29 protein-coding genes and 2 pseudogenes are annotated in these 23,841 nt (G+C 71.3%); 17 read left to right on the top strand and 14 right to left on the bottom strand.

Going from position 1 to position 23,841, the window contains the following annotated elements:
- Positions 1–124: 124 nt before the first annotated feature.
- Positions 125–1,039, top strand: coding sequence for a sigma-70 RNA polymerase sigma factor region 4 domain-containing protein (locus ACQCO7_RS39400; RefSeq protein ID WP_464076316.1), 915 nt, complete (start codon positions 125–127; stop codon positions 1,037–1,039).
- Entirely contained in the window at positions 1,036–1,824 is a 789-nt protein-coding gene (locus tag ACQCO7_RS39405; protein WP_464076317.1) for a hypothetical protein, read from the top strand. Before ACQCO7_RS39400 ends, ACQCO7_RS39405 begins: the two co-directional genes overlap by 4 nt.
- 196 nt (positions 1,825–2,020) lie before the next feature.
- Here the strand turns inward: ACQCO7_RS39405 and ACQCO7_RS39410 are convergent, their stop codons facing one another.
- The 4 genes from ACQCO7_RS39410 to ACQCO7_RS39425 form a co-directional block, all read right to left on the bottom strand.
- Positions 2,021–2,419, bottom strand: coding sequence for a PaaI family thioesterase (locus tag ACQCO7_RS39410; protein ID WP_464076318.1), 399 nt, complete (start codon positions 2,417–2,419; stop codon positions 2,021–2,023).
- A 94-nt stretch (positions 2,420–2,513) separates the two neighbouring features.
- Positions 2,514–3,524: a questin oxidase family protein gene (locus ACQCO7_RS39415; protein ID WP_464076319.1), complete on the bottom strand. Its 1,011-nt coding sequence runs from the start codon at positions 3,522–3,524 to the stop codon at positions 2,514–2,516.
- A 118-nt stretch (positions 3,525–3,642) separates the two neighbouring features.
- Entirely contained in the window at positions 3,643–3,924 is a 282-nt protein-coding gene (locus tag ACQCO7_RS39420; RefSeq protein WP_464076320.1) for a hypothetical protein, read from the bottom strand.
- 102 nt (positions 3,925–4,026) lie between these two features.
- A complete protein-coding gene (locus ACQCO7_RS39425; RefSeq protein WP_464076321.1) occupies positions 4,027–4,281 on the bottom strand; it encodes a hypothetical protein in 255 nt (84 codons plus the stop codon).
- Positions 4,282–4,382: 101 nt separating this feature from the next.
- Between ACQCO7_RS39425 and ACQCO7_RS39430 the strand changes: the two genes are divergently transcribed.
- Together ACQCO7_RS39430 and ACQCO7_RS39435 are read left to right on the top strand one after the other, a co-directional pair.
- Positions 4,383–4,556: an RraA family protein gene (locus ACQCO7_RS39430; RefSeq protein WP_464077409.1), complete on the top strand. Its 174-nt coding sequence runs from the start codon at positions 4,383–4,385 to the stop codon at positions 4,554–4,556.
- A 15-nt stretch (positions 4,557–4,571) separates the two neighbouring features.
- Complete coding sequence (locus ACQCO7_RS39435) at positions 4,572–5,252, top strand: Type 1 glutamine amidotransferase-like domain-containing protein (RefSeq protein WP_464076322.1); 681 nt, start codon at positions 4,572–4,574, stop codon at positions 5,250–5,252.
- 132 nt (positions 5,253–5,384) lie between these two features.
- Here ACQCO7_RS39435 and ACQCO7_RS39440 read toward each other — a convergent pair.
- Positions 5,385–5,600 (bottom strand): annotated as a pseudogene (locus ACQCO7_RS39440) (hypothetical protein); the annotation flags it as partial.
- A 424-nt stretch (positions 5,601–6,024) separates the two neighbouring features.
- Here ACQCO7_RS39440 and ACQCO7_RS39445 point away from each other — a divergent pair.
- Positions 6,025–7,269, top strand: a complete 1,245-nt coding sequence (locus ACQCO7_RS39445; protein WP_464076323.1) for an RNA-guided endonuclease InsQ/TnpB family protein — start codon at positions 6,025–6,027, stop codon at positions 7,267–7,269.
- Positions 7,270–7,282: 13 nt separating this feature from the next.
- On the opposite strand, the gene ACQCO7_RS39450 is transcribed toward ACQCO7_RS39445, so the two are convergent.
- The 5 genes and pseudogenes from ACQCO7_RS39450 to ACQCO7_RS39470 form a co-directional block, all read right to left on the bottom strand.
- Positions 7,283–7,675 carry a hypothetical protein gene (locus ACQCO7_RS39450; protein ID WP_464076324.1) on the bottom strand — a complete coding sequence of 131 codons (393 nt, stop codon included), beginning with the start codon at positions 7,673–7,675 and terminating at the stop codon, positions 7,283–7,285.
- A 117-nt stretch (positions 7,676–7,792) separates the two neighbouring features.
- Entirely contained in the window at positions 7,793–8,281 is a 489-nt protein-coding gene (locus tag ACQCO7_RS39455) for a hypothetical protein (RefSeq protein ID WP_464076325.1), read from the bottom strand.
- 23 nt (positions 8,282–8,304) lie between these two features.
- On the bottom strand, positions 8,305–9,498 hold the full coding sequence (locus ACQCO7_RS39460; RefSeq protein WP_464076326.1) for a family 1 glycosylhydrolase: 1,194 nt from the start codon (positions 9,496–9,498) through the stop codon (positions 8,305–8,307).
- Positions 9,499–9,603: 105 nt separating this feature from the next.
- Positions 9,604–10,693, bottom strand: a pseudogene (locus ACQCO7_RS39465) (zinc-dependent alcohol dehydrogenase).
- The gene (locus ACQCO7_RS39470; RefSeq protein ID WP_464076327.1) at positions 10,686–11,117 is read right to left on the bottom strand and encodes a tautomerase family protein; all 432 of its coding nucleotides are present in this window, start codon (positions 11,115–11,117) and stop codon (positions 10,686–10,688) included. Before ACQCO7_RS39470 ends, ACQCO7_RS39465 begins: the two are co-directional and overlap by 8 nt.
- A gap of 108 nt (positions 11,118–11,225) precedes the next feature.
- Here ACQCO7_RS39470 and ACQCO7_RS39475 point away from each other — a divergent pair, with 108 nt between their 5' ends.
- Positions 11,226–11,816: a TetR/AcrR family transcriptional regulator gene (locus tag ACQCO7_RS39475; protein ID WP_464076328.1), complete on the top strand. Its 591-nt coding sequence runs from the start codon at positions 11,226–11,228 to the stop codon at positions 11,814–11,816.
- Between the two features lie 31 nt (positions 11,817–11,847).
- Entirely contained in the window at positions 11,848–12,273 is a 426-nt protein-coding gene (locus ACQCO7_RS39480; protein WP_464076329.1) for an NUDIX domain-containing protein, read from the top strand.
- Positions 12,274–12,302: 29 nt separating this feature from the next.
- On the opposite strand, the gene ACQCO7_RS39485 is transcribed toward ACQCO7_RS39480, so the two are convergent.
- Positions 12,303–12,779 (bottom strand): tautomerase family protein, encoded by a 477-nt coding sequence (locus tag ACQCO7_RS39485; RefSeq protein ID WP_464076330.1) that lies wholly within the window; start codon positions 12,777–12,779, stop codon positions 12,303–12,305.
- A 289-nt stretch (positions 12,780–13,068) separates the two neighbouring features.
- Here ACQCO7_RS39485 and ACQCO7_RS39490 point away from each other — a divergent pair, with 289 nt between their 5' ends.
- On the top strand, positions 13,069–13,503 hold the full coding sequence (locus ACQCO7_RS39490; RefSeq protein WP_464076331.1) for a peptidoglycan-binding domain-containing protein: 435 nt from the start codon (positions 13,069–13,071) through the stop codon (positions 13,501–13,503).
- Positions 13,504–13,766: 263 nt separating this feature from the next.
- Here the strand turns inward: ACQCO7_RS39490 and ACQCO7_RS39495 are convergent, their stop codons facing one another.
- Complete coding sequence (locus tag ACQCO7_RS39495) at positions 13,767–14,876, bottom strand: acyl-CoA dehydrogenase family protein (protein ID WP_464076332.1); 1,110 nt, start codon at positions 14,874–14,876, stop codon at positions 13,767–13,769.
- Between the two features lie 140 nt (positions 14,877–15,016).
- On the bottom strand, positions 15,017–15,493 hold the full coding sequence (locus ACQCO7_RS39500) for a peptidase inhibitor family I36 protein (RefSeq protein WP_464076333.1): 477 nt from the start codon (positions 15,491–15,493) through the stop codon (positions 15,017–15,019).
- Between the two features lie 110 nt (positions 15,494–15,603).
- On the opposite strand from ACQCO7_RS39500, the gene ACQCO7_RS39505 reads away from it, so the two are divergent.
- Entirely contained in the window at positions 15,604–16,599 is a 996-nt protein-coding gene (locus ACQCO7_RS39505) for a helix-turn-helix domain-containing protein (RefSeq protein ID WP_464076334.1), read from the top strand.
- A 92-nt stretch (positions 16,600–16,691) separates the two neighbouring features.
- Here the strand turns inward: ACQCO7_RS39505 and ACQCO7_RS39510 are convergent, their stop codons facing one another.
- Positions 16,692–17,486 carry an IclR family transcriptional regulator gene (locus tag ACQCO7_RS39510; RefSeq protein WP_464076335.1) on the bottom strand — a complete coding sequence of 265 codons (795 nt, stop codon included), beginning with the start codon at positions 17,484–17,486 and terminating at the stop codon, positions 16,692–16,694.
- 236 nt (positions 17,487–17,722) lie between these two features.
- Here ACQCO7_RS39510 and ACQCO7_RS39515 point away from each other — a divergent pair, with 236 nt between their 5' ends.
- The 8 genes from ACQCO7_RS39515 to ACQCO7_RS39550 are packed head-to-tail and all read left to right on the top strand — an operon-like array spanning position 17,723 to position 23,826.
- Positions 17,723–18,508: an ABC transporter substrate-binding protein gene (locus tag ACQCO7_RS39515; RefSeq protein WP_464076336.1), complete on the top strand. Its 786-nt coding sequence runs from the start codon at positions 17,723–17,725 to the stop codon at positions 18,506–18,508.
- 13 nt (positions 18,509–18,521) lie between these two features.
- Positions 18,522–19,235: an amino acid ABC transporter permease gene (locus tag ACQCO7_RS39520; RefSeq protein WP_464076337.1), complete on the top strand. Its 714-nt coding sequence runs from the start codon at positions 18,522–18,524 to the stop codon at positions 19,233–19,235.
- A gap of 1 nt (position 19,236) precedes the next feature.
- The gene (locus ACQCO7_RS39525) at positions 19,237–19,887 is read left to right on the top strand and encodes an amino acid ABC transporter permease (RefSeq protein WP_464076338.1); all 651 of its coding nucleotides are present in this window, start codon (positions 19,237–19,239) and stop codon (positions 19,885–19,887) included.
- A complete protein-coding gene (locus ACQCO7_RS39530; protein WP_464076339.1) occupies positions 19,884–20,621 on the top strand; it encodes an amino acid ABC transporter ATP-binding protein in 738 nt (245 codons plus the stop codon). Before ACQCO7_RS39525 ends, ACQCO7_RS39530 begins: the two co-directional genes overlap by 4 nt.
- 11 nt (positions 20,622–20,632) lie before the next feature.
- Positions 20,633–21,589 (top strand): sugar kinase, encoded by a 957-nt coding sequence (locus ACQCO7_RS39535; protein WP_464076340.1) that lies wholly within the window; start codon positions 20,633–20,635, stop codon positions 21,587–21,589.
- A 10-nt stretch (positions 21,590–21,599) separates the two neighbouring features.
- Positions 21,600–22,004 (top strand): RidA family protein, encoded by a 405-nt coding sequence (locus ACQCO7_RS39540; protein ID WP_464076341.1) that lies wholly within the window; start codon positions 21,600–21,602, stop codon positions 22,002–22,004.
- Positions 22,001–23,179, top strand: coding sequence for an alanine racemase (locus ACQCO7_RS39545; RefSeq protein ID WP_464076342.1), 1,179 nt, complete (start codon positions 22,001–22,003; stop codon positions 23,177–23,179). Before ACQCO7_RS39540 ends, ACQCO7_RS39545 begins: the two co-directional genes overlap by 4 nt.
- Positions 23,179–23,826: a bifunctional 4-hydroxy-2-oxoglutarate aldolase/2-dehydro-3-deoxy-phosphogluconate aldolase gene (locus ACQCO7_RS39550; protein WP_464076343.1), complete on the top strand. Its 648-nt coding sequence runs from the start codon at positions 23,179–23,181 to the stop codon at positions 23,824–23,826. Before ACQCO7_RS39545 ends, ACQCO7_RS39550 begins: the two co-directional genes overlap by 1 nt.
- Positions 23,827–23,841: the final 15 nt, after the last annotated feature.

A 23,841-nucleotide genomic window follows, 5' to 3' on the forward strand; every position in this document is an offset into this window, starting at 1 on the left:
GCGCCGGGCGGCCGACACATCATGCTGGCGGGCGACTCCTTCGCGGCGCCTCAGCACCGCCGCGCGGGGGCCTTCCAGACCTCAGGCACCAGGAAGGTCCGATGACCAGCAAGCAGGTGACGTCATGACGTTATCCCCGACGTCCCCGAACCCCGAGGAACCCGCCGCCCGGCCCGTACGGCGGCGCGGCCGGCCCCCGGAGGCGATCGAACCGCGGATCGGCCCCACCCACCGCGCGTGGCTGGAACCCGTCCGCACCCGCCTGTTCGCCAGCGGCCTCACCCTGGACGAACTCGTCGGCCGCTCCGGCTACTCGAAGACCCGCATCTCCGAACTCCTGCGCGGCAAGGGCTACTACCCCGGCTGGGCCATCACCTACAGCGTCGTCCGCGCCCTCGACATCCCCGTCCGGCCGGTGCACCGCCTGTGGACGTCCGCCGCGCACGAGGCCCGCAAGAGCCCCGGCTGGATCGAGCACCGCGTCGACGACGCCCGGCCCCCCGACAGCGAGGTCCCGCCGGTCGCGCACCGCGGCTTCACCGAGGCGATGGCCCACCCGTACACCGCGTACGCGCACGCCTTCCTCCAGTCCGGGCAGCGCGCCCGCACCACCGTCGGCGAGGTCTTCGACATCCTCTGGCTCACCTGGGACCAGGCCGTCGCCGCCCCCGACACCCGCCGGTACGCCTGGCACCTGCTGCGCGGCCGGGTCCTGCACCGCGCCCACCGCAGGCCCGACGGCCGCCCCGACCTGCGCGCCGCCGCCTTCGCCACCGAGGCCCAGGCCCGCATCCACGACCTCGGCGAACGCTTCGCCCACATCGAGCGGTTCACTCGCTTCTTCGACGCCGTCGCAGCCCTCCCCGAGGACCAGCGGGACGTCGTCGTCCTGCGCTACCTCTGCGGCGTCGACCCGCACGCCGTGCCCGGCGTCCTCGGCCTGTCCCCGGCCATCACCCACACCCTGGACCACCACGCCCGAGGCGCGCTGGAGGTCCAGGTCCCCCACCTCGACGAACCGGGAGCGACCACCCCGTGACGACCGCCATCGACGACCTGCTCGTCCAGTCCCTGCTGCTGCGCCACCCCCGCGTCCCCAGCGACGTCGTCCCCTACGAGGAGGAGTACGACGACGAGGCGCCCGCCCCCGGTGCCCCCGGCGACCCCTGCGCCGCCCGCTCCCTCGACGCCCTGTGCGAGGCCGCCCTCCTGCACTGCACCCCCGACCGGCTCGCCGACTTCGTCACTGACCAGCTCCCCGAACCGCCCGTCGCTTGGACCCTCGGCTGCGCCCTGCACCTCGCCGGGCTCCAGAGCGGCGCCCGCTTCTGGTGGCAGTACGCGGCCGGTGCCGGGGACCGTGCCGCCGCCTACAGCCTCCACCTGCACCACCTCGCGCAGGGCGACCCGCACGCCGCCGCGCTCTGGCGCGCCCAGGCATGCGCCGAGGACGACTTCATCGGCACCGACACGGACACGGCGACCGTGCTGCGGGTCCTGAGCCGGCTCACCGAACAGGCCGCGCCCCGCGCGCACACCCCGGCCGCGACCGCCGTCATGGACTTCGTCCGCACGGCCGTCGCCATCGGGTACGACCGTCACCCCGGCTTCGAAATCCCTTTGCCGGGACCGGACTTCGCGGTCCATCTGGAGATCATCGCCGCCGCGACCTCGATCCCCCGCCGCCGCCCGCTGGCCCGCCGCCACCCCCTGCCCAACCGCCCCGCCCGCACCCGCCCAGCCCCCGAACCCACCCTGGAACGCCTCACGGTCGAGGTGACCTCCGAGGACGGCACCCGCCTGCGCTACTACCTGGTCCAGTAACGGGAGTTGGGACACCCCCGCTGGCGCTGCTATAGTGGATCTTGAGCCGGTCACCCCAACTCGGGGCCCCGGACAGTGCGTTGGTGGTCCAAGGAAAGACGCCCCGCTTCCTGCGGGGAAATGCAGGTGCAAGGCCTGCCCGGCGCTCTCTGGTTGCGAGTCCGCCCCTCCTCGGAGGGGCGGACTCGCCGCATTCCTATGACCGCAGCACGATCTGCGTCTGCGTGGTCTGCCCCACCAACTTCCCCTCGTGACTGCGGAGTTCCGTCTGTACGACGATGAGGGTGCCCCCCACGTGCAGCGGCCGGGACGTCGCCGTGACCTTGCCCGAGCGCACCCCGCGCAGGAAGTTCGTCTTCGACTCGACGGTCGAAGTCCCCGCGCCCTCCGGCAGGTTGAGGAACGCGCAGACCGCGCCGACCGCGTCCGCCAGCGTCATGAGCGCGCCGCCGTGCAGGGTCCCGCCGACCGTGCACCCATCCGGCGACCACGCCAGGCTCCCCACCACCTGCCCGGGCGTCGCCTCGTGCAGCTCCACGCCGATCCGCTGGGCGAACGGCATGGCGGCGAGGAGGTCATCGAGGGCGAGGGGCATGAGGGCCGCCTTTCGGGGCTGGGCAACTGGTGGGCCAGGATGACAGGTTGGGCGGCGGCTGGGTCAAGATCCGTTCAAGACGTTCCGTGTCCCCTCAGCTCAGCGGCACGCTCAGTTCGATCGCCCGCATCGCCGCCGCCAGCGCCTCCGCGTCCCCCACGTCGAGCGCCGTGTCCGTCAGCTTGATGACGTGTTCGTCGCCGTGTGCCAGAGCCCGCTCGACGACCTCCCCGGGGGTGAGAGTGGTCGGGCGGAGCGGGGCGGCCTCGGTCGGGGAGTACATCGCCGTCACCGCGGCCGAGGCCGTCCACGCCGCGTGGAGGCTGGAGGGCCACAGCGCGCAGGGGAGGGCGGGCAGGGTGCGCAGGACGGCGTTGGGGGCTGTGGCCGCGTGGACCAGCATGGTCTCCTCGCCGTGGCCGTGCGTGGCGTAGCGGTGGGTGGCCGCGCGGACCAGTTCCGTGAGACGCAGACGCGCCTCGTCCGGGTCGGTGACCGTCGACGCCCACACCGGGAGCGCCCGCACGCGCGCGAGGAGCGTCGGGAAGCCGCCGTTCTGGTCGGCGAGGGGGCGTACGGCGTCCAGGGCCCCCGCCGCGCTGCCGGCTCCGGTCAGGGGCGTGAGGGCGGGGAGCGTGTGGTGCCGGGCCGCCCAGTAGCCCAGGCCGTGCGCCAGCTCCGTCAGCCGGGGCGCCGTCCCCTCGCCGGCCAGCAGGGTGCGTACGGCGTGCCCGACACGGATCACGGGGTGCGTGGAACCGCCGTACAGCCCCGGCAGCAACCGGGGCCACCACTGCGCGAGCACGTCCCGCCAGGGCCGTACCGCCAGCTCACGCCCGAAGTACCCGATCCAATCGGCCGCCCGGCGCGGATCCCCCAGCGCCGCACGCCAGTTGTCCGCCGTCACCGGAGCGACAGCGGACGGGAACTCCTCCAGCCGGGACGCGTACAGGTCGAGCCACCGGTGCACGGCCCGCGCGTGCCCGCGCGCGGCGAGCGCCTCCACGGCCATCGGCGCGTGATTCGTGAGCCGCCCCAGCCGCTCCGGACCCGAGCCGTGCAGCCGCTCCAGAGCCTCGTCGAGAATGCCGGTCGTGTCGTCCATGAACACGACGCTAGGCGGACAGCGACGACGACGTAACGGCCGGAGGGCGTAGGACCACCCCAACCGGGCTCGTCCGGGGGACGTAGGCCCCCGGCCCCGGCCCTCGCACGGGCTCCGTTCACATCGACACCCACGCCCCGTCGGCCACCCGCTGGGCCGACGTGCGACGCGCGGTCGCGAAGATCTCCACGTGCCGCTGCACCCCGGCCCGCCCCGTCAGCAGCGGATTCGGCGCCGGGGGATCGGCCTTCAGCGCCCTTGGCTGTGCGAAGACCGCGCCCTGATGGGCGTGCGTGCTGATGAACGCGTCCGTGCCCTCCCGGCCGGCGAGCCCCTGGACGAAGTCCGAGGAGACCGCGCACTGCGAGGCCCCGTCGAGGTCGCCGTTGCCGCTCCACACCAGGAGCCGGTGCGTCTCCCCCTCGGTGCACGACCGGCACGATCACCTGTATCTGCCCGGCCGTGTGACCAGGCCCGCGCGGGCGGGGCCATCGCGCCGAACTCACGCTTGGCGGTTGCCATTACGGCCTCCCGCCGTGGTGGGATACAGCAGACAGTCCTCCGGCCGGATCAGCAGATCGATCTCCGCGCCCTCATACCGGACCGCGCTCCCGGCATGCAACTCCAGCTTGTCGAAGGCGAGTTGATACTCGAACCGGTCCCCGATGCAGGAGCATCGCCGGATCGTCGCGAGCAGCACGTTCACCTCGCCGCCATCCGTGAGCGTGATCCGTTCCGAGCGCAGGCCGATGGTCACCTCCTGTCCCACTCCGACCCGTACGGTCCACCGCAGACCTGATCGACGAGTACGGCGCCGAACTCCGCGTCTGCGACGTCCAGTTCCGCGACGGGAGGGCCATCGGCGAACTCCTCCTGAACACCAAGGCGTTGGGCAGGACCCCACGCAAGAACAACCTCACGGGCGAGGGTGCCCTGGACGCGCCGATCGCCTTCGGCAGCATCGTCTTCCGCCCCGGAGATATCCTCCACACCGACGAGGACGGCGTCGTACTGTTGCCGAAGTCGCGCTAGCCACCAGGGGGTTCGATGGCCCGTCTTGCCCTCCTCGGAGGAGGCTTCTCCATGGACGGAGACGGCCTGCTGGACAACTGGGCGCTCACGTACGCCCGTTCACCCCACCCCAAGGTCTGCTTCCTGCCCACGGCGAGCGGCGACGCTCCCGCGTACATCGACCAGTTCACCGCCGCGTACGGCTCCCGCGACTGCGAGCCGACCGTACTGACCCTGTTCCGCCGGGAGTTGGATGACGACGCCTTGCGCGCGCATCTCCTCGCGCAGGACGTCGTGTACGTCGGCGGCGGCAACACCGCGAACCTGCTGGCGATCTGGCGCATCCACGGTGTCGACCGGCTCCTGCGCGAGGCGTACGACCACGGCACGCTCCTGTGCGGGATCAGCGCGGGCGCCAACTGCTGGGCTGAGGCATCGCACACCGACTCCTTCGGCCCCCTGCGAGTCCTCAAGGACGGCCTGGGCCTCCTCCCCGGCTCGGTCTGCCCGCACTACGACACCGAACCCGGCCGCAGTCCCTCCTACCGCGCGGCCGTCACCAACGGCGAACTCCCGCCGGGCTGGGCCGTCGAGGACGGCGTCGGCGCGCTCTTCACAGACGGCGAGCTGACCGAGGCGGTGACCCGGAAGCCAGGGGCCCGTCTTTATCGCGTTGAGCTCGACGAGGAGCGGGCCGTCCCTTGCCGGGACCTTTAAGCCGGCGCTCGCCGGACCACGTACGGCAGAATCTCCCCGTGTCGCAGATACGGGAGAACACCCGTAGCCGCAACGGCACTTCACCTCCGGGTTGTCCCTGGAGGTGAAGGAGTGTGACAACCCGGCGATCACCGCGCGAGCTCCCGTGAGGGCCTGGGCTTTTGCGGCCCAGTCGCGGCTGGAGCCGGCGCCGTAGCTGCGGCCGGCGATGACTGCGAGGTTGTGGCCCCTGTATGTCAAGGCGGCCTCGTGCACAGGGAGTTCGGTCTTGCCATCGGCTGTCAGGGCCCGGTTGGCCGGAGGGCCCAGGAGGAGGTGTGCGCCACGCTTCTCCAGCAACACCCGCACCGAGTAGGCGTCGAATGGAAGCAATCCCTTACCGGGTCCTTGCAGAAGGCCCCGGCGTTCACGCCGGGGATGAATGCATCTCGCGACTGCTTTGACGTGTGCCTTGGAGCGGATGTTTTTGCTGCTCGATGTGCTGGCGGACGCTCGCCGGCGGTGCTCCGCCGCACGATGCGCAGAAGTGCGAGGGCGGCCATAGGTGTCCGTGCATGATGGTGCCGTTGGCGGCGGCCTTGAGTGGGTGGTGCGCCAGGGGCGGATGTGATCGCGTTCGCTGTTGGACTCCTTCAGGTGCGTCTCGGAGTCCTCGCGGGCTGTGCACGGAAGTCTGGTCCCAGGTCGGCCGGATACGGAAAATAGAACAAATTATCGATCAATTTCGATCTTTGGTGCGCGGTGCGTGATCTGTGTGCGTAGCGTGGTTGGTATGCAGCTTCGCTACAACTACCGGGCCTACCCGGACGCCTCCCAGCGCCGTGCGCTGGCGAAGGCGTTCGGGTGTGTGCGTGTGGTGTGGAACGACTGCCTGCGCGACCGCAAGGAGGCGCATGCGGCGGGGTTGCCGTATGTGACGTCGGCCGAGTTGTCCCGGCTTCGCATCACGCAGGCCAAGCGTACGGAGGAGCGTGCCTGGCTCGCCGATGTGTCGGCGGTCGTGCTTCAGCAGTCCCTGCGGGATCTGGATGCCGCCTACAAGAACTTCTTCGACTCGGTGAAGGGCAGGCGGCAGGGCCGCAAGGTCGGTCCGCCCCGTTTCAAGTCGAAGAAGGACACCCGGCAGTCGGTCCGTCTCACCACCAGCGCCTTCTCCCTCCAGGCGAACGGCACGGTGTACGTGGCCAAGGTCGGCAACCTCAAGGTCAGATGGTCACGCCCGCTTCCCGCAGCCCCGACCTCCGTGACGGTCACCAAGGACAGTTGCGGCCGGTACTTCCTCAGCTTCGTCGTCGGCACCGAACCGGACATCCTCCCCGAGGCGGGGACCGACACGGGTATCGACCTGGGCCTGTCCGCCTTCGCGATCCTGTCCGACGGGACGAAGATCGCCAGCCCGCGCTTCCTGCGCCGGGCCGAGAAGAAACTCCGGCGCCTTCAGCGGGAGTTGTCCCGCAAGGCGAAGGGGTCGAAGAACCGGGCCAGGGCCCGCATTAAGGTTGCACGCCAGCACGCCAAAGTGGCGGACCGGCGCCGGGACTTCCACCACAAGGTCTCCACACAGATCGTCCGCGACAACCAAGCGGTGTATGTGGAGGACCTCGCGGTGTCCGGCCTGGCCCGGACCCGGCTGGCCAAGTCCGTGCACGACGCGGGATGGTCCGTGTTCGTGGGGATGCTGGAGTACAAGGCGGCCCGACACGGCCGCACCTTCACCAAGGTGGGCCGGGCTTTTCCGTCCTCGCAGATCTGCTCGGCCTGCGGGTTCCGGGACGGACCCAAGCCACTGCACGTCCGGGAATGGACGTGCGGCGAATGCGGCACCATGCACGACCGTGACCACAATGCGGGCCGCAATGTCCTGTTCGAAGGACGCCGTATCGTCGCCGCCGGACGGGCGGAGACGCTAAACGCCTGTGGAGCGCCGGTAAGACGGGCACACGTGCCCGCACAGCGCGGTGAAGCAGGAAGCCGCCGGAAGGGTCGGACGACCCAGGCCGGAATCCCTGGACTTTAGGTCAGGGAGCACGTCAAGGCCGCTTGTACTCCAGGCACTTCAGCGGCGCCGCGTTCCCGTTGTCGAGGCAGACCAGGACGCTGCCCGCGCCACCGCGTACGTCGGCCGGGACGGTGGTGTTGATCGCGCGTGTGCCGTTGCACAGCGTGCCCGTGCTGCGGGCGTCGAGGAGACGGCCGGAGCCGTCGAGCGTGCCGAACCAGGCCCGTCGGCAGTCGGTCGCGGACACCGAACGGTAGGTGCCGGTGAAGCTGACCGAACGGTTGCCGAAGGTGAGATCGCCCCGGACGTACGTCGCGCCGTACGTGACGTCGACGTGCGTGGGCGCGGCGGCGGCCGGGGAGGTGAGCGCGGTGGTCAGGCCGAGGGTGCCCAGGGCGAGGACGGAGTGGCGCAGCGGAACCATGGTGAGAAACCCCTTGGGTCGAAAGGTGCGGACCAACGCGGTCCACCCTGTCGGCCGGGCCGTGCCCGCCGCGACGGTTACGGCAGGTAGCGCCCCTAAATCGGTAGCGTCCGCACGTCAGTTCCCGATGCCCGTCTTGATCTCCCGGACCCGGTCGAGCTGGTGGTGGTACTCGATCGGCCGCCGCAGCCGGTTCTGCCGCCGCACCGCGTCCAGCAGCAACGGACCCCGCGTTGACCTGGAACAACTCCGCGCGCGGCAGTAGCAGGATGCCCCCCGCAACAGCGCCGCCTGCCACCGCCGATGCACGGCGAACGCCTCCGCGTCCACCGTGAACCGTGGTTCGAGCAGCGTCGCCGACTCCCAGAGCCACCCGGCGCCCGCGCGCCGGCCGTACGGGGCGCTCGCGTCGAGCACGCTGTCCGTCGCGCGCCACGTCGTACGGCCCACGGTGTTCAGCGCCGGAGTCCCCGACGCGGCGAGTTTCGCGGTGAGTTCCTCCGCCTCGGCCGCCCCCCGATGTGCACCGGCAGGAGCGACAGCACCGGGGCTCTCCCTCGCCCCTCCCAGGACGGCGAGAAGAACACCTCCCGGAAACGCCGACATCCCGCCCCGCCGGTGACGGGCTCTCAGGGCTGCCCCCGCCGCGCCACCCCTCCCAGCCACCCCAGACTCGGCTTCGGCGTCCGTGCGAACGTCTCCCGGTCCACCGCGATCAGCCCGAACGTCGGCTCCCAGTGCCCCCACTCGTAGTTGTCGAGCGCGGTCCAGTGCAGGTAGCCGCGTACGTCGATACCGTCGTCCACGGCGTCGAAGAGATGCCGCAGCGCCTCCTCCGTGTACGCGATCCGCCGCGCGTCGTCGCCGGTCGCGATGCCGTTCTCGGTGACGAGGACCGGGACGCCGCCGGTGACGTCCCAGGTGTGGCGGACGGCCATGCCGAGCGCGTCGGGGCGGTACGCGGTGCCGACGAGCGTGTTGTCGGGGTGCGGCGGGTGGGGCTCGATGCCGCCCCGGCCGACCCACTGGCTGGAGTACGACTGGACGCCCACGAAGTCGTCGCCGCGCGCGGCCTCCAGGTACAGGTCCTCCCAGATGTGCTCCAGCTCCCGGAGCCGCTCCTCGGCGCCGGGGCGGGCGGTGAAGGCGCGGTTGGCGACGGTCCAGCCGACGGCCGCACCCGTGCGGGCCCGCACGATCTCGCGGGCCGCGTGGTGCGCCTTGACCAGGGCGGAACCGATCTCCGGGTCCGGCGCGGGCAGCGTCGGCCGGGAGTCGTTGTCGACGGTCGGGCTCTGCCACGTATCGGCGGGCCGCTCCTTCATCGTGCGCTCGATCGTCAGCATCATCGCGAGCATGTTGGGCTCGTTCATCGTCACGACGTACGGCACGCCGTCGAGGATCCCGGACACCGTCTCGACGTACGACGCGAACCGGTCCACCGCCGACGCGCCCAGCCAGCCGCCCTCCTCCGCGAACCAGCGCGGGTTCGTGAAGTGGTGCAGCGTGATCACCGGCGTCAGGCCGAGCCGCAGCGCCGTGTCGATCATCCGCCGGTAGTGGGCGAGTTCGGCCCGCGAGACGTGCCCCGGCACCGGCTCGATCCGCGCCCACTCGACGCCGAAGCGGTACGCGGTGAGGCCGGCGTCCGCGAGGAGGCGCATGTCCTCCTCGTACCGGTGGTAGCTGTCGACGGCGTCCCCGCTGCGCTCCATCCCCGGCAGCTGCCCCTCACGGGCCCACCAGTCGCTGTTGACGTTGTTGCCCTCGATCTGGTGCGGGGCCGTCGAGGCGCCCCAGAGGAAGGCGGGCTTGTCGCGCATGAGGGGTCCTTGAGGTCGAGTGACGCCGAAAGTAACCACGGTGGATACTTTTCAAGCGGGATTAAACTCCCGGGCGCCGGGGCTGGGCAAGACCTCGTACGGGATTCACCGGTCCGCGCTCAGGTGCGGGAACATGGCCCGCGCCCGGTCGGGATCCGGCGTCACGAACCCGGCCTCGCCGCCGGCCAGGGGCGTCGCCGGCAGCGCCTCGGGCAGTTGCTCCCAGTCCAGGACGTGGGAGACGACCCGGCGGGGGGTCGACCTTGCCGGAGCGGCCGAGTTCGAGGGCGTCCGGGATGTGGCCCCGGACGTTGTCGCGGGCGACGCGCAGGGTCACGCCCGTGAGGTACATGTCCAGCAGGGGCAGTTCACCGGGGCGGAAGTGGTTCCCGGCGGACTCGCAAATGCCCTCGGGCGCAAGGCACTTGACCGCCAGCGCCAACTGGTCGACCCGCCCCGTCGCCTCCACGGCGATGTCGTACCCGTGCGGCACCGGTTCGAGCGCCTCGGTCGTCACCGCCCCGAACTCCCGCGCGATCGCCCGGTGTTCGGGGTCGGGGTCGACGTACAGCACCTCGGACGCGCCCAGCGCCCGCGCGATGTCGCACACGTACAGCCCGATGCTGCCGCGCGCCACGACCAGCACCCGCGCGCCGGGCCGGTTCTTCAGGTGCGGCGCCACCAGCCGCCAGGACAAGGACCAGTTGTCGCTCGCCGCCGCCATCGCGACCGGGTCGAGATCGCGGGGCAGCGGTACGAGCATGGCGTCCGCCCACGGCACCCGGACCAGGTCGGAGAAGAGCCCGCCCCAGCTCCCGCCGATCGGCGCGCCGTACATCGCCATGTGCGGTACGGACGAGCGGTGCGCGGTCAGCCCGGCTGAACAATGGCCGCACGTACCGCAGTTGATCGACCAGGGGACGACGACGAGGTCCCCGGGCCGTACGGAGGTCACCGCGTCGTCGGTCTCGACGACACGGGCGACGCACTCGTGCCCGAGCGCGAACGGCGGATCGACGCTGTGTCTGATGTGCGGCTTCCGCCGCGTGGTGTGTCCGGCGAGGATCGCCGTGTCGACGTCGCACGAGGTCGCGGTGACCGGCGCGACGATCGCCTCCCGGTCCGAGCCGAGCCTGGGGTCGGGCGCCTCGCGCCACTCGACGAAGTCGCGGGCGATGTAGGTCAGTTCACGCACCGGCCCGCTCCCCCTCCGCGAGGGCGACCAGGTCGGCGTACCGGACCACGGAACCGCCCGCACCCCACGTACCGTCGGCCTGCTCGTGCACCAGCACCCACACGCGCGGCGCCTCGTCCTGCGGGAGTCCGGCCGCGCCCAGCACGATCCGCGTGGCCTCCTCGACGAGGCCCGCCTTGAGCCGCTCCGACAGCGCGCCCTGCGGGACGGTCACCTCCACCAGGAACCGGGGCGCCTCGTCCTCGGCGGTGACCTGCGCGCCCTCGGGCAGCTCGATCAGGTAACTCCACGCCTGCGCCCGGAAGAACGCGGTGTCGGGAGCGCCCTCCCAGAGCAGGAGCGTGGCGGCAAGGTCGCGTTGGACCGACGCGCGGCCCTCCTCCGTGAGGGCGCCTGCGGGAGCGGTGAGCCGGATCATGGGCACGGGGCCTCCTCGAAACCGCGTGAACGGTCTATGACAGTCGTTATAGGCGGAGCTCAGGCTAGGCTATGACAGCTGTTATAGCCAGGGGGTCCAGAAGGGGGTACGGCCATGGCCGCACCGAACACGCCGTCGCGCGACCGCATCGTCGCGGGCGCCGCCGACCTGATCAGCAGGCGCGGCCTGAACGCGACGAGCATCCGTGAGCTGGCCAAACATGCCAAGGCGCCGCTCGGCTCGACGTACCACTACTTCCCCGAGGGCAAGCAGCAGCTCGCCACCGAGGCGGTGCGCTACGCCGGTACGACGGTCTCCCGCATCCTGCGCGCGGAACTCGACGCAGGCCCGGCCGCCGGTCTGCGGGCCTTCCTCGCGCTGTGGCGCGGCATCGTCCTCAAGAGCGACTACCACGCGGGCTGCCCGGTCCTCGGAGTCTCGGTCGAGGAGCCCCTGACGGACGAACTCCCCCCTTCCCTCGTCGCCGCTGCCGAAGCCTTCGACGACTGGCAACGCCTCCTCGCCGCCTCCCTCCGCACCCACGGCACGAACGCCGACCGGGCCGAGGGGGTCGCCGCCCTGATCGTCGCCTCCGTCGAGGGCGCGATCGCGATGTGCCGGGCGAAACGCAGCATGGTCCCGCTGGACCTGGTCGCCCAGCAGCTGGAGACGGTGATCGAGGGCGCCCTGGGGAAACCGGCCTGAGGGCCGCCGCGCACCCGCTACCGTCGCCCGCATGAGGGTCCGTCACAACGTCCGCGCGGTCCTGCACGACGCCGGCCACCTGGTGTTCCTGCGCCGGGGCTGGTTCGACGGGCCGCCCTTCCATACGACGGTCGGCGGGGGCGTCGAGCCGTACGACGCCGACCTGGAGGCGGCCCTGCGCCGGGAGGTCAGGGAGGAGGTCGGCGCGGAGATCGGCCCCGCGACGGAATTCCTGACCCTGACGGACGCGGGCCCGCGCGTCACCGTCGTCCACCACTACTTCCATGCCGACGTGCTGTCGCTCGACCCGTCCCGCCGCAGCGGTCCTGAGCTGGACGACCCCGATCTGGGCGACTTCACGCCGGTGCGGATACCGTTCGAGGTGTCCGCGCTGGAGGCGTTGGACCTTGAACCACCAGAGCTGGCGGCGTACTTGAGGGAACGGGCGGAGCGCTGAGGCGGCGACGTCCGCGTGGGCCCGGGTCCTCAGCCCGTGATCGCCGCTCTGATCGCCTTCGCCTTCTCCTCCGTGAACACCCCCGTCGCCAGCAGCGACAGGATCGACGTCACCCCGCCGCCGGACGCCCAGCTCCCCTCGTCGATCACCCGGAAGTTGACCCACCATGCGGGCGAGGGCTCCGCCAGTCCGCACGCCTCGGTGAGGGCGGCGAGGAGACGGGCGATGACCTCCGCGCGGACCTCGCGGGGCCAGTCGCCGTCCATCACGGCGACGTCGAGGACCATCACGTCCAGCCCGGGGCCGGCGTCGGACAGGAGGCGTCCGCCGATGGCCATCCGGTCGGTGGAGTGCTCGACGAAACGGACCTGGAAACCAGGGCGCGCGGCGGGTTCGAAGTGCCCGACCTCGGGGAGGAGCACTGCGTCCGTGAGGGTCTCGGCGAGGACGCGACGCTGGTCGAGGCTCAGACGGCCCTCGGGGGTGTTGACGGTGATGATGGTCACGGCTGGGCTCCTATGACGGTCGTTATAGAGTGACCTTATCCCGCGCCTATAGCGATCGTTATAACCGGAGGGTGTACGTCGATACGACCGCCTTCCGTGCGGCGTCCCCCGGAAGTACCACCCTCGGCCGCGTCTCCGCAGGTCAGGGCATGGGACGTCCCAGCGTGACGTCAATCGCCCGCCAGGTCTCCCACCCCCCTCGCGCCGTCCCGCACTCTCGTATCGCCAGGGCGGCGCGGCACCGGAAGCCGCGGCTGAACCGCCCGGCCGACCCGAGGGGGAAGAAGGAATGCGACCGAACATCCTGACGAGGACACTCGTCACCGCCACGGCCGTCGCGGGGATCACCACCGGCGGCCTCGTGGGTACGGGCTTCACGGCACCCCAGCCGGCCCCCGCACCCGCGGCGAGCGCCTCGATCCTCGCCGTGAACAACCTCGGCCTGAGTACCACCCAGGCCCGGCACTGGCAGTGCTGGCTGGACGGCTGGGGCTTCGACCCCGGCACGATCGACGGCCAGTTGGGCACCAACAGTTGGAAGGCGGCCCAGGAGTTCTTCAACTACTACAAGCAGTACGTCGGCAGCAAGCTCGTCGTGGACGGCGTCGTCGGGACCAACACGATCAAGGCCCTCCAGAAGTGGCTGGGCGTCGGCATCGACGGCGTCGCGGGCCCTGCGACCAAGGGCGCGTTCGCCAGCTTCAACAACACCAACTACTGCTGACGGCGGGGGAGACGAGGAACTCCGTCAGGGCCTGTGCGCCGACAGCGTGGCCGCGGCCCGCAAGAACAAGGTCGTAGCCTTCAACCGCACGGGCTGCAAGAAGTGCGGCACCACGACCTCCTGGCGCAACTGGACCCAGCCCGGCTGAGCCCGACCCCGCACCGTCGGAGGTGACCGTCCGATACCTGGTCCCGCGCCCGCACCACCGGGCGCGGGACCAGTCGTACGAAACGGAGAGCACCGGTGCACAACGCCGAAGCCGGTCAGACGTACCCCGGGAACGGGTCCACGCCCGCCAGGACCGCGCCCGCCCCCTCGTACACCGACCCCTGGAGAAAAGCGTGTTGGGGAACGACGGCCGCATCCCGCAGGCACCGCTCCAGGACACCGCCGGTCGCGATCGCGGCCGTGCCGCCCAACTGGTAGGCGGCGCGGGTGACTTCGAACGCCGTCTCCGCGAGGTGGGTGGACGCCAGACGCCGCATGCTCGCCTGCTCCCTCGACGCCGGATCACCCGACTCCGCCGTGGCCCACACCTTGTGCGTCGCCTCGTAGAAGTAGGCCCGCGCCGAACGGAGTTGAGCCTCGGCCCGCGCTACAGCGATGCGGTACGTCGCCCGGTCGGCCGGCTTCGGGGCGCCGGTCCACGCGGGGCGGGCGCCGTCCGCCGTGACGTGGTCGAGGGCGGCGCGGGCGACGCCCAGCCCCACGACCGCGAGCACCTGCGCGGCGTACGGCACCGTCGGGTAGCGGTACAGCGGCTCGTCCACCGTCGCCGGGCCGCCGCGCACGAACGTCCACTCCTGCGGGACCACGACCCCGGCCACCGCGAGATCGTGACTGCCGGTACCGCGCAGCCCGATGACGTCCCAGTACTCGACGATCTCGACCTGATCGGGCCGCAGCACGGCGGTGCGGGGCCGCCCGGCATGGACCTCACCGGCCTTGATGCCCACGCCCAGCGCATCCGCACCCTGGCACCCGCTCGCGAACTTCCACCGCCCGTCCACCAGATACCCGCCCTCGACACGCGCCGCCGGCTGCACGGGGAACAGCCCTCCCGCGAACGCCACATCCGGACCGTCCGCGTACAACTCCGCCTGCGTCTCCAGCGGCAGCCCCGCGAGGTAGACCGTGGACGAACCGAAACTCGCGACCCACCCGGCCGACCCGTCCACCTCCGAGATCCGCTCCACGACCCGCAGGAACTCGGCGGGTGCGAGAGCATCCCCGCCGAACCTCCGCGGCACCCCCGCCCGGTACACCCCGGCCCGCTTGAACTCCGCGATCACATCCGGGGGAACGTGCCCCTTCGCCTCGAACTCCGCCCGCCGCTCCGCGATCACGGCCAGCACGTGCTCCAACTGCGCCATCCGGGAGTCTCCTTGGGGTACCTCGACGCGTCGCGTGCGTCACGGCACGGCCGGTGCCCGGACCGGGGTGGGTGGGGCCGCCACCCACCCCGAGCGCGATCCCGGTCGGCCCGCACGCCCGGCCGGAGACGAGGGCCGGCCTAGTTGGGGCACCCGCTCACGTTGTGCCGGCACAGGGAGCCGATCGTGTACGTGCCGGCGAGGTTCCCCTGGCCGCCGGAGAGGGTGCTTCCGATGCGGTCCTGGTAGGAGAAGGCGCGGTAGTAGTGGTAGCGGTAGCTCGTGCGGTTGTAGACGGACTTCGTGACCGTGCCGTTGTTCATCCACGAACACTCCTCGCGTGCCCGCGGGTTGAGGGAGCTGCTCCACTGGCACCTCGACCCGGTCCCACCCGTCCCGGACCAGAAACAGATCCAGCCGCTGGGGCAGTCCGAGTACGCGCGGATACCGGCCTCGTCGGACGACGCGCCGAAGCCGATGGCCTGGCCCGATTCCAGGGACACCGCGACAGGCCGCGCCGATGTGGACTCCTGAGCCTGCGCGGTCGGCGCGGCAGCGAGCGCCGCTCCCATGAGGAAGGTGGCGGTGAGGGTCGTGACAGTGGTTCGCAAAGACACGTTTGTTCCCTTCGTCGTGGCGTTGAATCCGAGGGTCCCCTGACGGGAGCATGGTGAGCGAGGGCTTGTGACTCCGACTGAAAAGCCCAGGCCGCAAGGGGGGGAACGGAATGCTCCGCATTCACTTCACGGACCTCGACCTGACCCGCACCCGCGTCGCCGCCGCACCTGATCCGCTGTGGGAGACCTGCATGAGCCTGCACCGTCTCCAGACGCGCGAAGGACGCTGGGCGCACGCCGACTGGTTCCGCACCACCCGCACCCGGCTCCACGCCACCGGGTTCGGCCGCACCGTCAGAACACTCCTGTTACCCCTGGTCCCACGCGCCGCCTACTTCCCCGACTTCCTCACCCCCGCCGAGGCCACCGAAGGACTCGACGCCGGACTCGAAGCCGTCCTGAGCACCCCCGGCCACCGGGTCCTGCGCGAGGTGAAACTCCTCCACCGCACCAGCGGCGCTCCCCCCTGGGCCGCGCGCCTGGCCGACCCGGACCTCCGCGAGGACCTGGTCCGCGCGATGCGCGCCTACCACGACCTGGTGATCGCTCCCTACAGCGACCGCATCCAGGCGCGCATCGACGCCGAACGCGCCGCGCACGCGCGCTCCGTCCTCAGCACCGGCGCCGAAGGTCTCCTCGGCAATCTGGGACCCGCTCTGCGCTGGCGCCGACCGGTCCTGTGCGCGCGCTACCCCGAGGACCGTGACCTGCGGCTCGGCGGCCGGGGACTCCTGCTGATCCCGTCCCACTTCTGCTGGGGAACCCCGGTGACCTTCCGCAGTGCCACGCTCGACCCCGTCCTGCTCTACCCCCTCCACCAGGAACCCCACCCCGCCACGCTCCCCGGCGACCTGTGCTCCAACGCACCCCTCGCGGCCCTCCTCGGCCGCACCCGCTCCCGCGTCCTGCGCGCCGTCGCCACGGGCGCCACCACCGGCGAACTCGCCCGCGCCGCAGGGGTCTCGGCATCCTCCGCGAGCCAGCACGCCACGGCTCTGCGCAGCGCCGGCCTCCTCACGACCCACCGCCAGGCGATGTCGGTCCTGCACACGCTCACCCCGCTGGGAGCGGCGCTGCTACGAGCCAACGCCCCGAGTTCCGGGTGACGTTCGCTGATTCCCGGTACGTCACCGGGTACGGCGCTCCGGCATCCGGGCGCTCCCACCCGGCGCCGGTACCCCGACGCCCAGGCACTTCCTCACCTTCCCCCGGACCCCACCCCGCCCAACCTCTCCGTCAAAGCCCGAGCCGCCCCCATCACCTGTCCCGCCAACTCCGGAAGCCGCTCGTGAGTCACCCGTGACGCCGGACCGGAGACGCTGACCGCCGTGACCACCGCGCCGCTGTGTCCGAACACCGGCGCGGCCACGCAGCGGATGTCCAGCTCGTTCTCCACATCGTCCACGGCATACCCCCGCTCCCGGACGGACTCCAGCTCGGCACGCAGCCGCGCCGGAGTCGTGAGCGTGGCCGGCGTACGCTGCGGCAGGCCGGCCGCGAGCACCTCGTCGAGTACGGTCTCGGGCGCGTACGCGAGGAACGCCTTCCCGGTCGCCGTGCAGTACGCCGGCTGCCGTCCCCCCACCCGCGAGTGCATCCGGACCGCCTGCGGGCTCTCCACCTTGTCGATGTAAACGATCTCCGGCGGATCGAAACTCACCAGGTGAACGGCCTCCCGGGCGTCCTGCGCGAGCTGGTGCAGCAGCGGGGAAGCCGTACGCCGGATGTCGAGCCGCTCCAGGTAGACCTGGCCGAGGAGGGCGTTCTGGGGGCCGAGCCGGTAGTGGCCGCTCTCGGGGTCCTGGTCGACGAGGCGGGTCTCGCGCAGGGGCGCGACGAGCCGCAGCACCGTGCTCTTGCTCATGCCGAGCCCCGTCGCGAGGTCGGTGAGCGACGTGCCCTGGGGGTGGCCGTCGTCCTCGGCGAGGTACATGAGGAGGCCGAGCGCGCGGCGCAGGGACGAGGAGGAGTTGCGGGGGGTTTCGGAGGTCACGCGGCGGACCTTACCGTACTGCATTGCAAAACAGAATGTTACATATCGAAATCCTGCATTGACGCCGGTCGGGGCGCGGGCTAATTTCTCCGCAACGCCAAGCCGTGCAATGCGAAATTGGATTCTGCATTGCAAAACCAACCCGGCTACCCCTCAGGCGATCCCCCTCCCGGAAGGGAGCCCCCGTGCAGAGATTCCGTCACCGTACCCGCCCATTCCTGCTGATGTGTGCCGGTGTGACCACCGCCGCATCCCTCACCGCCTGCACCTCGGTCAGCGCGGCCACCGGCGGCGCGCAGTCCTCGACCCTCCAGGAGGTCGTCCGGCGCGGCACCCTGAACGTCGCGAGCTGCCTGACCTTCCCGCCCTTCGGGTCGCTCGACAAGAACAACAAACCCCAGGGCTACGACGTGGACGTGGCCACCGCGATGGCGAAGGCCCTCGGCGTCAAGGTCCACATCGTCGACACCACCTCCGCGAACCGCATCCCCAACCTCCAGACCAGGAAGGTCGACGCGGTCGTCTGCAACTTCACGACCACCGCCGAACGCGCCAAGCAGGTCAACTTCAGCACCCCGTACGTCGTCGCCGGCGAGGTCCTCCTCGTGAAGAAGTCCAGCGGCATCGCCACCCTCAAGGACCTGACCGGCAAGACGGTCGCCGTCACCAAGGGCTCCACCAACGGCGACGCGGTCAAGGCCGCCAACCCGAAGGCGAGGATCCAGGAGTACGACAGCTCCTCCTCGGCCGTCCTCGCGGTCAGGCAGGGCCAGGCGGACGCGATGGTCGAGGACTCCAACTTCCTCAACTACCAGGCGAAGAAAGACAGTTCGCTCACCGTCACCAAGGACTCGGTCGTCCCCCTCGAATACAACGGCATCGGCCTCCCCCTCGGCGACGCCACCTGGACCCAGTGGGTCGACACCTGGCTGAGGGAGTTCAACACCTCCGGCGAAGCCGGCGCCCTCTACAAGAAGTGGTTCGGCGTCGAGCGGGTCTTCCCGCTCAACCCGGCCTACTGACAAGGGGGTTCACATGTTCGTCGACTGGAGCTACGCCCTGCGCGACTGGTCCGCCTACCTGGACGCCGCCTGGCTGACCCTGCGGCTCTCCCTCGTCGCCTTCGCGCTGGCCTTCGCCCTCGGCCTCCTCGGCGCCCTCGCCCGCCGTTCCCGCCATCTCGCCCTGCGCGCCCCGGCGGCCGTGTACGTCGAGGTCATGCGCAACACCCCGGTGCTGCTCCAGATGTTCGTGGCCTACTTCGTCCTGCCCTCGGCGGGCCTGCGCCTGACTCCCGTACAGGCAGGGGTACTCGCCCTCGGCGTCAACGTCGGCGCGTACCTCACGGAGATCTTCCGCGCCGGCATCGACGCCGTACCGACCGGCCAGCGCGAGGCCGCGAAAGTCCTGGCCCTCAGCCCCGTACGGACCTTCGCGCACGTCGTCCTCCCGCAGGCCCTGCGCAACGTCTACCCCGCCGTCGTGGGCCAGCTCGTCCAGATCATCCTCGGCTCCTCGCTGCTCTCGGCGATCTCCGTGCCCGAGCTGACGGGTACGGCGATGGTCGTCAACTCCCGCACGCTGCTGACGGTCCAGGTCTTCGGCATCGCGGCCGTCCTCTACCTGGTACTCACCAACGCGGTCGCGCTGGCCGCCGGTCTCGTGGGCCGCGTGGCGTTCCGGCCGCCGCTGAAACCCACCGCCCCGAAGCGCCGCGCCGTGCGCCGCCTGCTACTGAAGGGGGCGTGACATGGACTTCTCCCTCCTGTGGTCCAACCGCGAGCTGTACCTCGACGGCCTGAGGTCCACCGCCTTGCTGTCCCTCGCCGCGATCGGCACCGGCACCCTCCTCGGCGTGCTCGTCGCCGCCGTACGCACCAGCCGCGTACCCGTCCTCGCCCAGCTCGGCCGGGTCTACCTGGAGGTGTTCCGGGGCACGCCGCTGCTCATCCAGATGCTGTTCCTGTACTTCGGCATCGCCTACATCGCCCCGATGGGGCTCACCGTCTTCGGCGCCGCCCTCGTCGCCCTCACCCTCTACCAGGGCGCCTACATCGCGGAGATCTTCCGCGCCGGGATCGAGGCCGTACCGCGCGGGCAGTGGGAGGCGGCACGCGTACTGGGGCTGGGCCGGGTACGGACGTTCGTCAGTGTCGTCCTCCCGCAGACCCGGACGATCGTCCTGCCGCCGCTCGTCGGTCAGTACCTGTCCCTCATCAAGGACACCTCGATCGCCGTCGTCATCGGGTACGTCGAACTCCTGCGCCAGGGACAGGCCGTCATCGACCGCTCCGGCGACCCCGCCACCTCGTACCTCGCCGTCGCCGCCCTCTACTTCGCCGTCTGCTACCCGCTGTCGCTGCTCGTGCGGCGCATGGAACGAAAGGCGCTCCCCGTATGACCACCGCACGGATCTCACTGTCCGGGGTGCGCAAGCGCTTCGGTGACCTGGACGTCCTCCAAGGCGTCGACATCGACGTCGAACCCGGCGAGGTCGTCGTCCTCATCGGCGCCAGCGGCTCCGGCAAGTCCACACTGCTGCGGATCATGTGCGACCTGGAGCGCGCGGACGGCGGCGAGGTGTGGGTGAACGGCGTCCCGCTGCACGACCGTAAGCGCGCCCCCGAGATCTTCGGGCACGTCGGGATGGTCTTCCAGCAGTTCAACCTGTTCCCGCACAAGACGGCCCTCGGCAACGTCACCCTCGCCCTGCGCAAGGTCCGGGGACTCGGCAAGGCCGACGCCGAGGAACGCGGCCGGTCCGCGCTCGCCCGCGTCGGGCTCGCCGACAAGGCCGGCAGCTACCCCGCGCAGCTCTCCGGCGGCCAGCAGCAGCGCGTCGCCATCGCCCGCGCGCTCGCCATGGACCCGAGCGTCATGTTCTTCGACGAACCGACCTCCGCACTCGACCCCGAGCTGGTCGGGGAGGTCACCGGCGTCATGCGGTCCCTCGCCGAGGACGGCATGACCATGGTCGTCGTCACCCACGAGATGCGGTTCGCGAAGGACACGGCCGACCGGGTCGTCTTCATGGACGGCGGCGTCGTCCTCGAACAGGGGCCGCCGCAGGAGGTGTTCGCGAACCCGTCACAGCCACGGACCCAGCAGTTCCTGCACCGCGTACTGGACACGTGAAGGACCACCCCGTGCACCTCCCCCCGGACGTCGTGTGCGTCGGCGAGACCATGGCTGTCCTCAGCCCGCCGACCGCGACCCCCCTCGCCCACCAGACCCACCTCGCCCTCACCGTCGGCGGCGCCGAGTCGAACGTCGCGTGCACGCTGGCGGCGCTCGGACACCGGGCCGCCTGGGTGGGCCGCGTCGGCGCCGACCCCCTGGGACGGCGTGTCCTGAACGACCTGGCGGCTCGCGGCGTCGACACCGAGTCCGCCGAGACCGACCCGCACCGGCCGACAGGCGTCTATTTCAAGGACCCCGGCGCCGAGGGCACCGGCACGTACTACTACCGCCGGGACTCGGCGGCCACGGCGATGGGCCCGGCCCTGACGACCCTGCCCTTGCTGCATGACGCCCGCGTCCTCCACCTCACCGGCATCACCGCCGCCCTCTCGGACACGTGCGCCGACCTGGTCGAGGCCCTCGTCGTACACCGCGCTGTCCCCGGCCCCCTCATCTCCTTCGACGTCAACCACCGCCCCGCGCTCTGGCACACCGACGCGGCCCCCGCACTCCTCGCCCTCGCCCGAGCCGCCGACATCGTCTTCGTAGGCCGCGACGAAGCGGAGAACCTCTGGCACACAGGTACGGCCGAGGAGATCCGGGAACTGATCCCCGGCCCGACCCTGGTGGTGAAAGACGCGAGTCATGGAGCGACGGTGTACGTCCCTCAAGAGCCCACCGCCTTCGTCCCCGCCCCCACCACCCACGTCGTCGAACGCGTCGGCGCCGGAGACGCCTTCGCCGCCGGATACCTCGCCGCCCGCCTCGAATCCCGCACCCCCGCCGACGCCCTGCGCCTCGGCCACCTCGTCGCCGCCGCGACCCTCGCGACCCGCGCCGACGTCCCCCCGCCCCTCACCCGCACCACCCTCGACGACCACCTCGCCCTCGACGACGCGGCCTGGTCCGCGCTGACCCTCTAGGAGTACGACGATGAGCCACCGCGCGATCCGCACCGCCGGCGCACCCGCCCCCGCCTGGGCCTTCTCGCAGGGCGTCCGCAAGGGACCGATCCTCCAGGTCTCCGGCCAGGGCCCGCAGGACCCGGCCACCGGCGCCTACCTGCACGAGGGCGACGTCAAGGCGCAGACCCGCCGCACCCTGGACAACGTCCGCGCGATCCTCGAAGCGGGCGGCGCGGGCGTCGGCGACGTCGTCATGTTCCGCGTCTACCTCACCACCCGCGCCGACTTCGCCGCGATGAACGAGGTGTACGCCGAGTTCATCGCCGAACACGTCCCCGAGGGCACGCCCAAACCGTGCCGGACGACCGTGTTCGTCGAACTCCCGCACGAGGTCATGCTCGTGGAGATCGACGCGCAGGCGGTCGTGGAGTGATCCTCGACTGGCGCTTCAAGGCCGTGCCGGACCACGCGTGGGGGAGTACGGCCGCCGAGTTCCTCGCGACCCGCCCCACCCTGGACGAGTTCGGCACGCCCCTCCTCACGCTCGACGCGTCCGCCCTCGAACACAACCTGCGCACCATGGCCGACTGGTGCGCGGCGGCCGGCGTCGACCTCGCGCCGCACGGCAAGACCACCATGGCCCCCGCCCTCTGGCGGCGCCAACTCGACGCCGGGGCACGGGGGATCACCCTCGCGACCCTCGCACAGGTCCGCGTCGCCCGCGCCTTCGGCATCCAGCGGATCCACCTCGCGAACGCCCTCCTCGACCCCGCCGGCCTGCGCTGGATCGGCGCCGAACTCGACCGCGACGCCGGGTTCTCCTTCACCTGCTGGGCCGACTCCCTCCGCACCGTCGACCTGCTGCGCTCGGCGTACACCGGGGAGCGTCCGCTCGACGTGGGCGTCGAACTCGGCGCGGCGGGCGGGCGGACAGGGGTGCGCGGCGTGGACGAGGCGGTCGGGGTGGGCCGGGCGGTCTGCGCGGACCCGCGGCTGCGGCTCGTCGGAGTGAGCGGATACGAGGGCGCCCTCAAGTCCACCGCCGCGATCGAGAGTTACCTCCGCGACATGGTCGCCCTGCACGAAAGGCTGCGCACGGACGGCCTGCTGGAGGTCCCGGACCCCGTCGTCACGGCGGGCGGCAGCGCCCACTTCGCCACGGTCGTACGGGAGTTGGCGCCCGTCCGGGCCACCGGGGCCCGTATCCTCCTGCGCTCCGGCGCCTACCTCATCCACGACGACGGCTACTACCGCACCGTCTCCCCGCTCCCCCTGCGCAGCGCCATGCACGGCTGGACCCGGGTGATCTCCCGCCCCGAACCGTCCCTCGCGCTCCTCGACGGCGGCAAGCGGGACTTTCCGTACGACGAGGGGTTGCCCGAACCCCAACTGGTCCGGGGCGGCGGCGCGTTGACCGGCGCGAGGGTCACCGCCCTCAACGACCAGCACACGTTCCTGCGTGACGCGGACGTCCAGGTCGGTGACATCGTCCGCCTCGGTCTCTCCCACCCCTGCACCGCGTTCGACAAGTGGAACCTGATCCCGGTCCTGGACGACGCGAACGCCCCCCACCCTCAAGTCGTCGATCTCGTAAGGACGTTCTTCTGATGCACGACTTCCTGGACACCCTCGCCGAGGACCGCGTCATCGCGGTGGTCCGAGCCCCCGAGATCCCGGACGCCGCAGCCCTGGCGACCGCGCTGGTGGAAGGCGGCATCCCCTGGATCGAGTTCACGTACACCACCCCCGGCCTCCCCGCCCACCTCCGCCACGCCGCCTCGGTCCCCGGCTGCCGCATCGGCGCGGGCACGGTCCTCACGGCGGCGCAGGCGCAGGCGGCGATCGAGGCGGGCGCGACGTACTTGGTGACCCCGGGGTGCCGGGAGGAGGTGGCAAGGGTGGCGGCTGCCTCACAAGTCCCCCTGATCATGGGCGCGTTCACCCCGACGGAGGTGGCCCGAGCCCTGGACCTGGGGGCGGCGGCGATCAAGATCTTCCCGGCCCACTCCCTGGGCCCCCGCTACTTCAAGGACCTCAACGGCCCCTACCCCGGCGTCCCCTTGGTCGCCTCCGGCGGCATCAACCCCACCAACGCCGCCCACTTCCTCACCTCCGGTGCCCACGCGGTCTGCGCGGGTTCCGACGTGGTCCCGGCGAACACGGTCGCGACCGGAGAATGGCCCGGCATCACGCGCCGCGCGAAGGAGTTCGTGGCGGCACTCGGGCATCCGATTTCTCTCCCGTCACTCCGGTGACATGGGAATGCCGGC

This window comes from Streptomyces saintjeani (assembly GCF_055409605.1).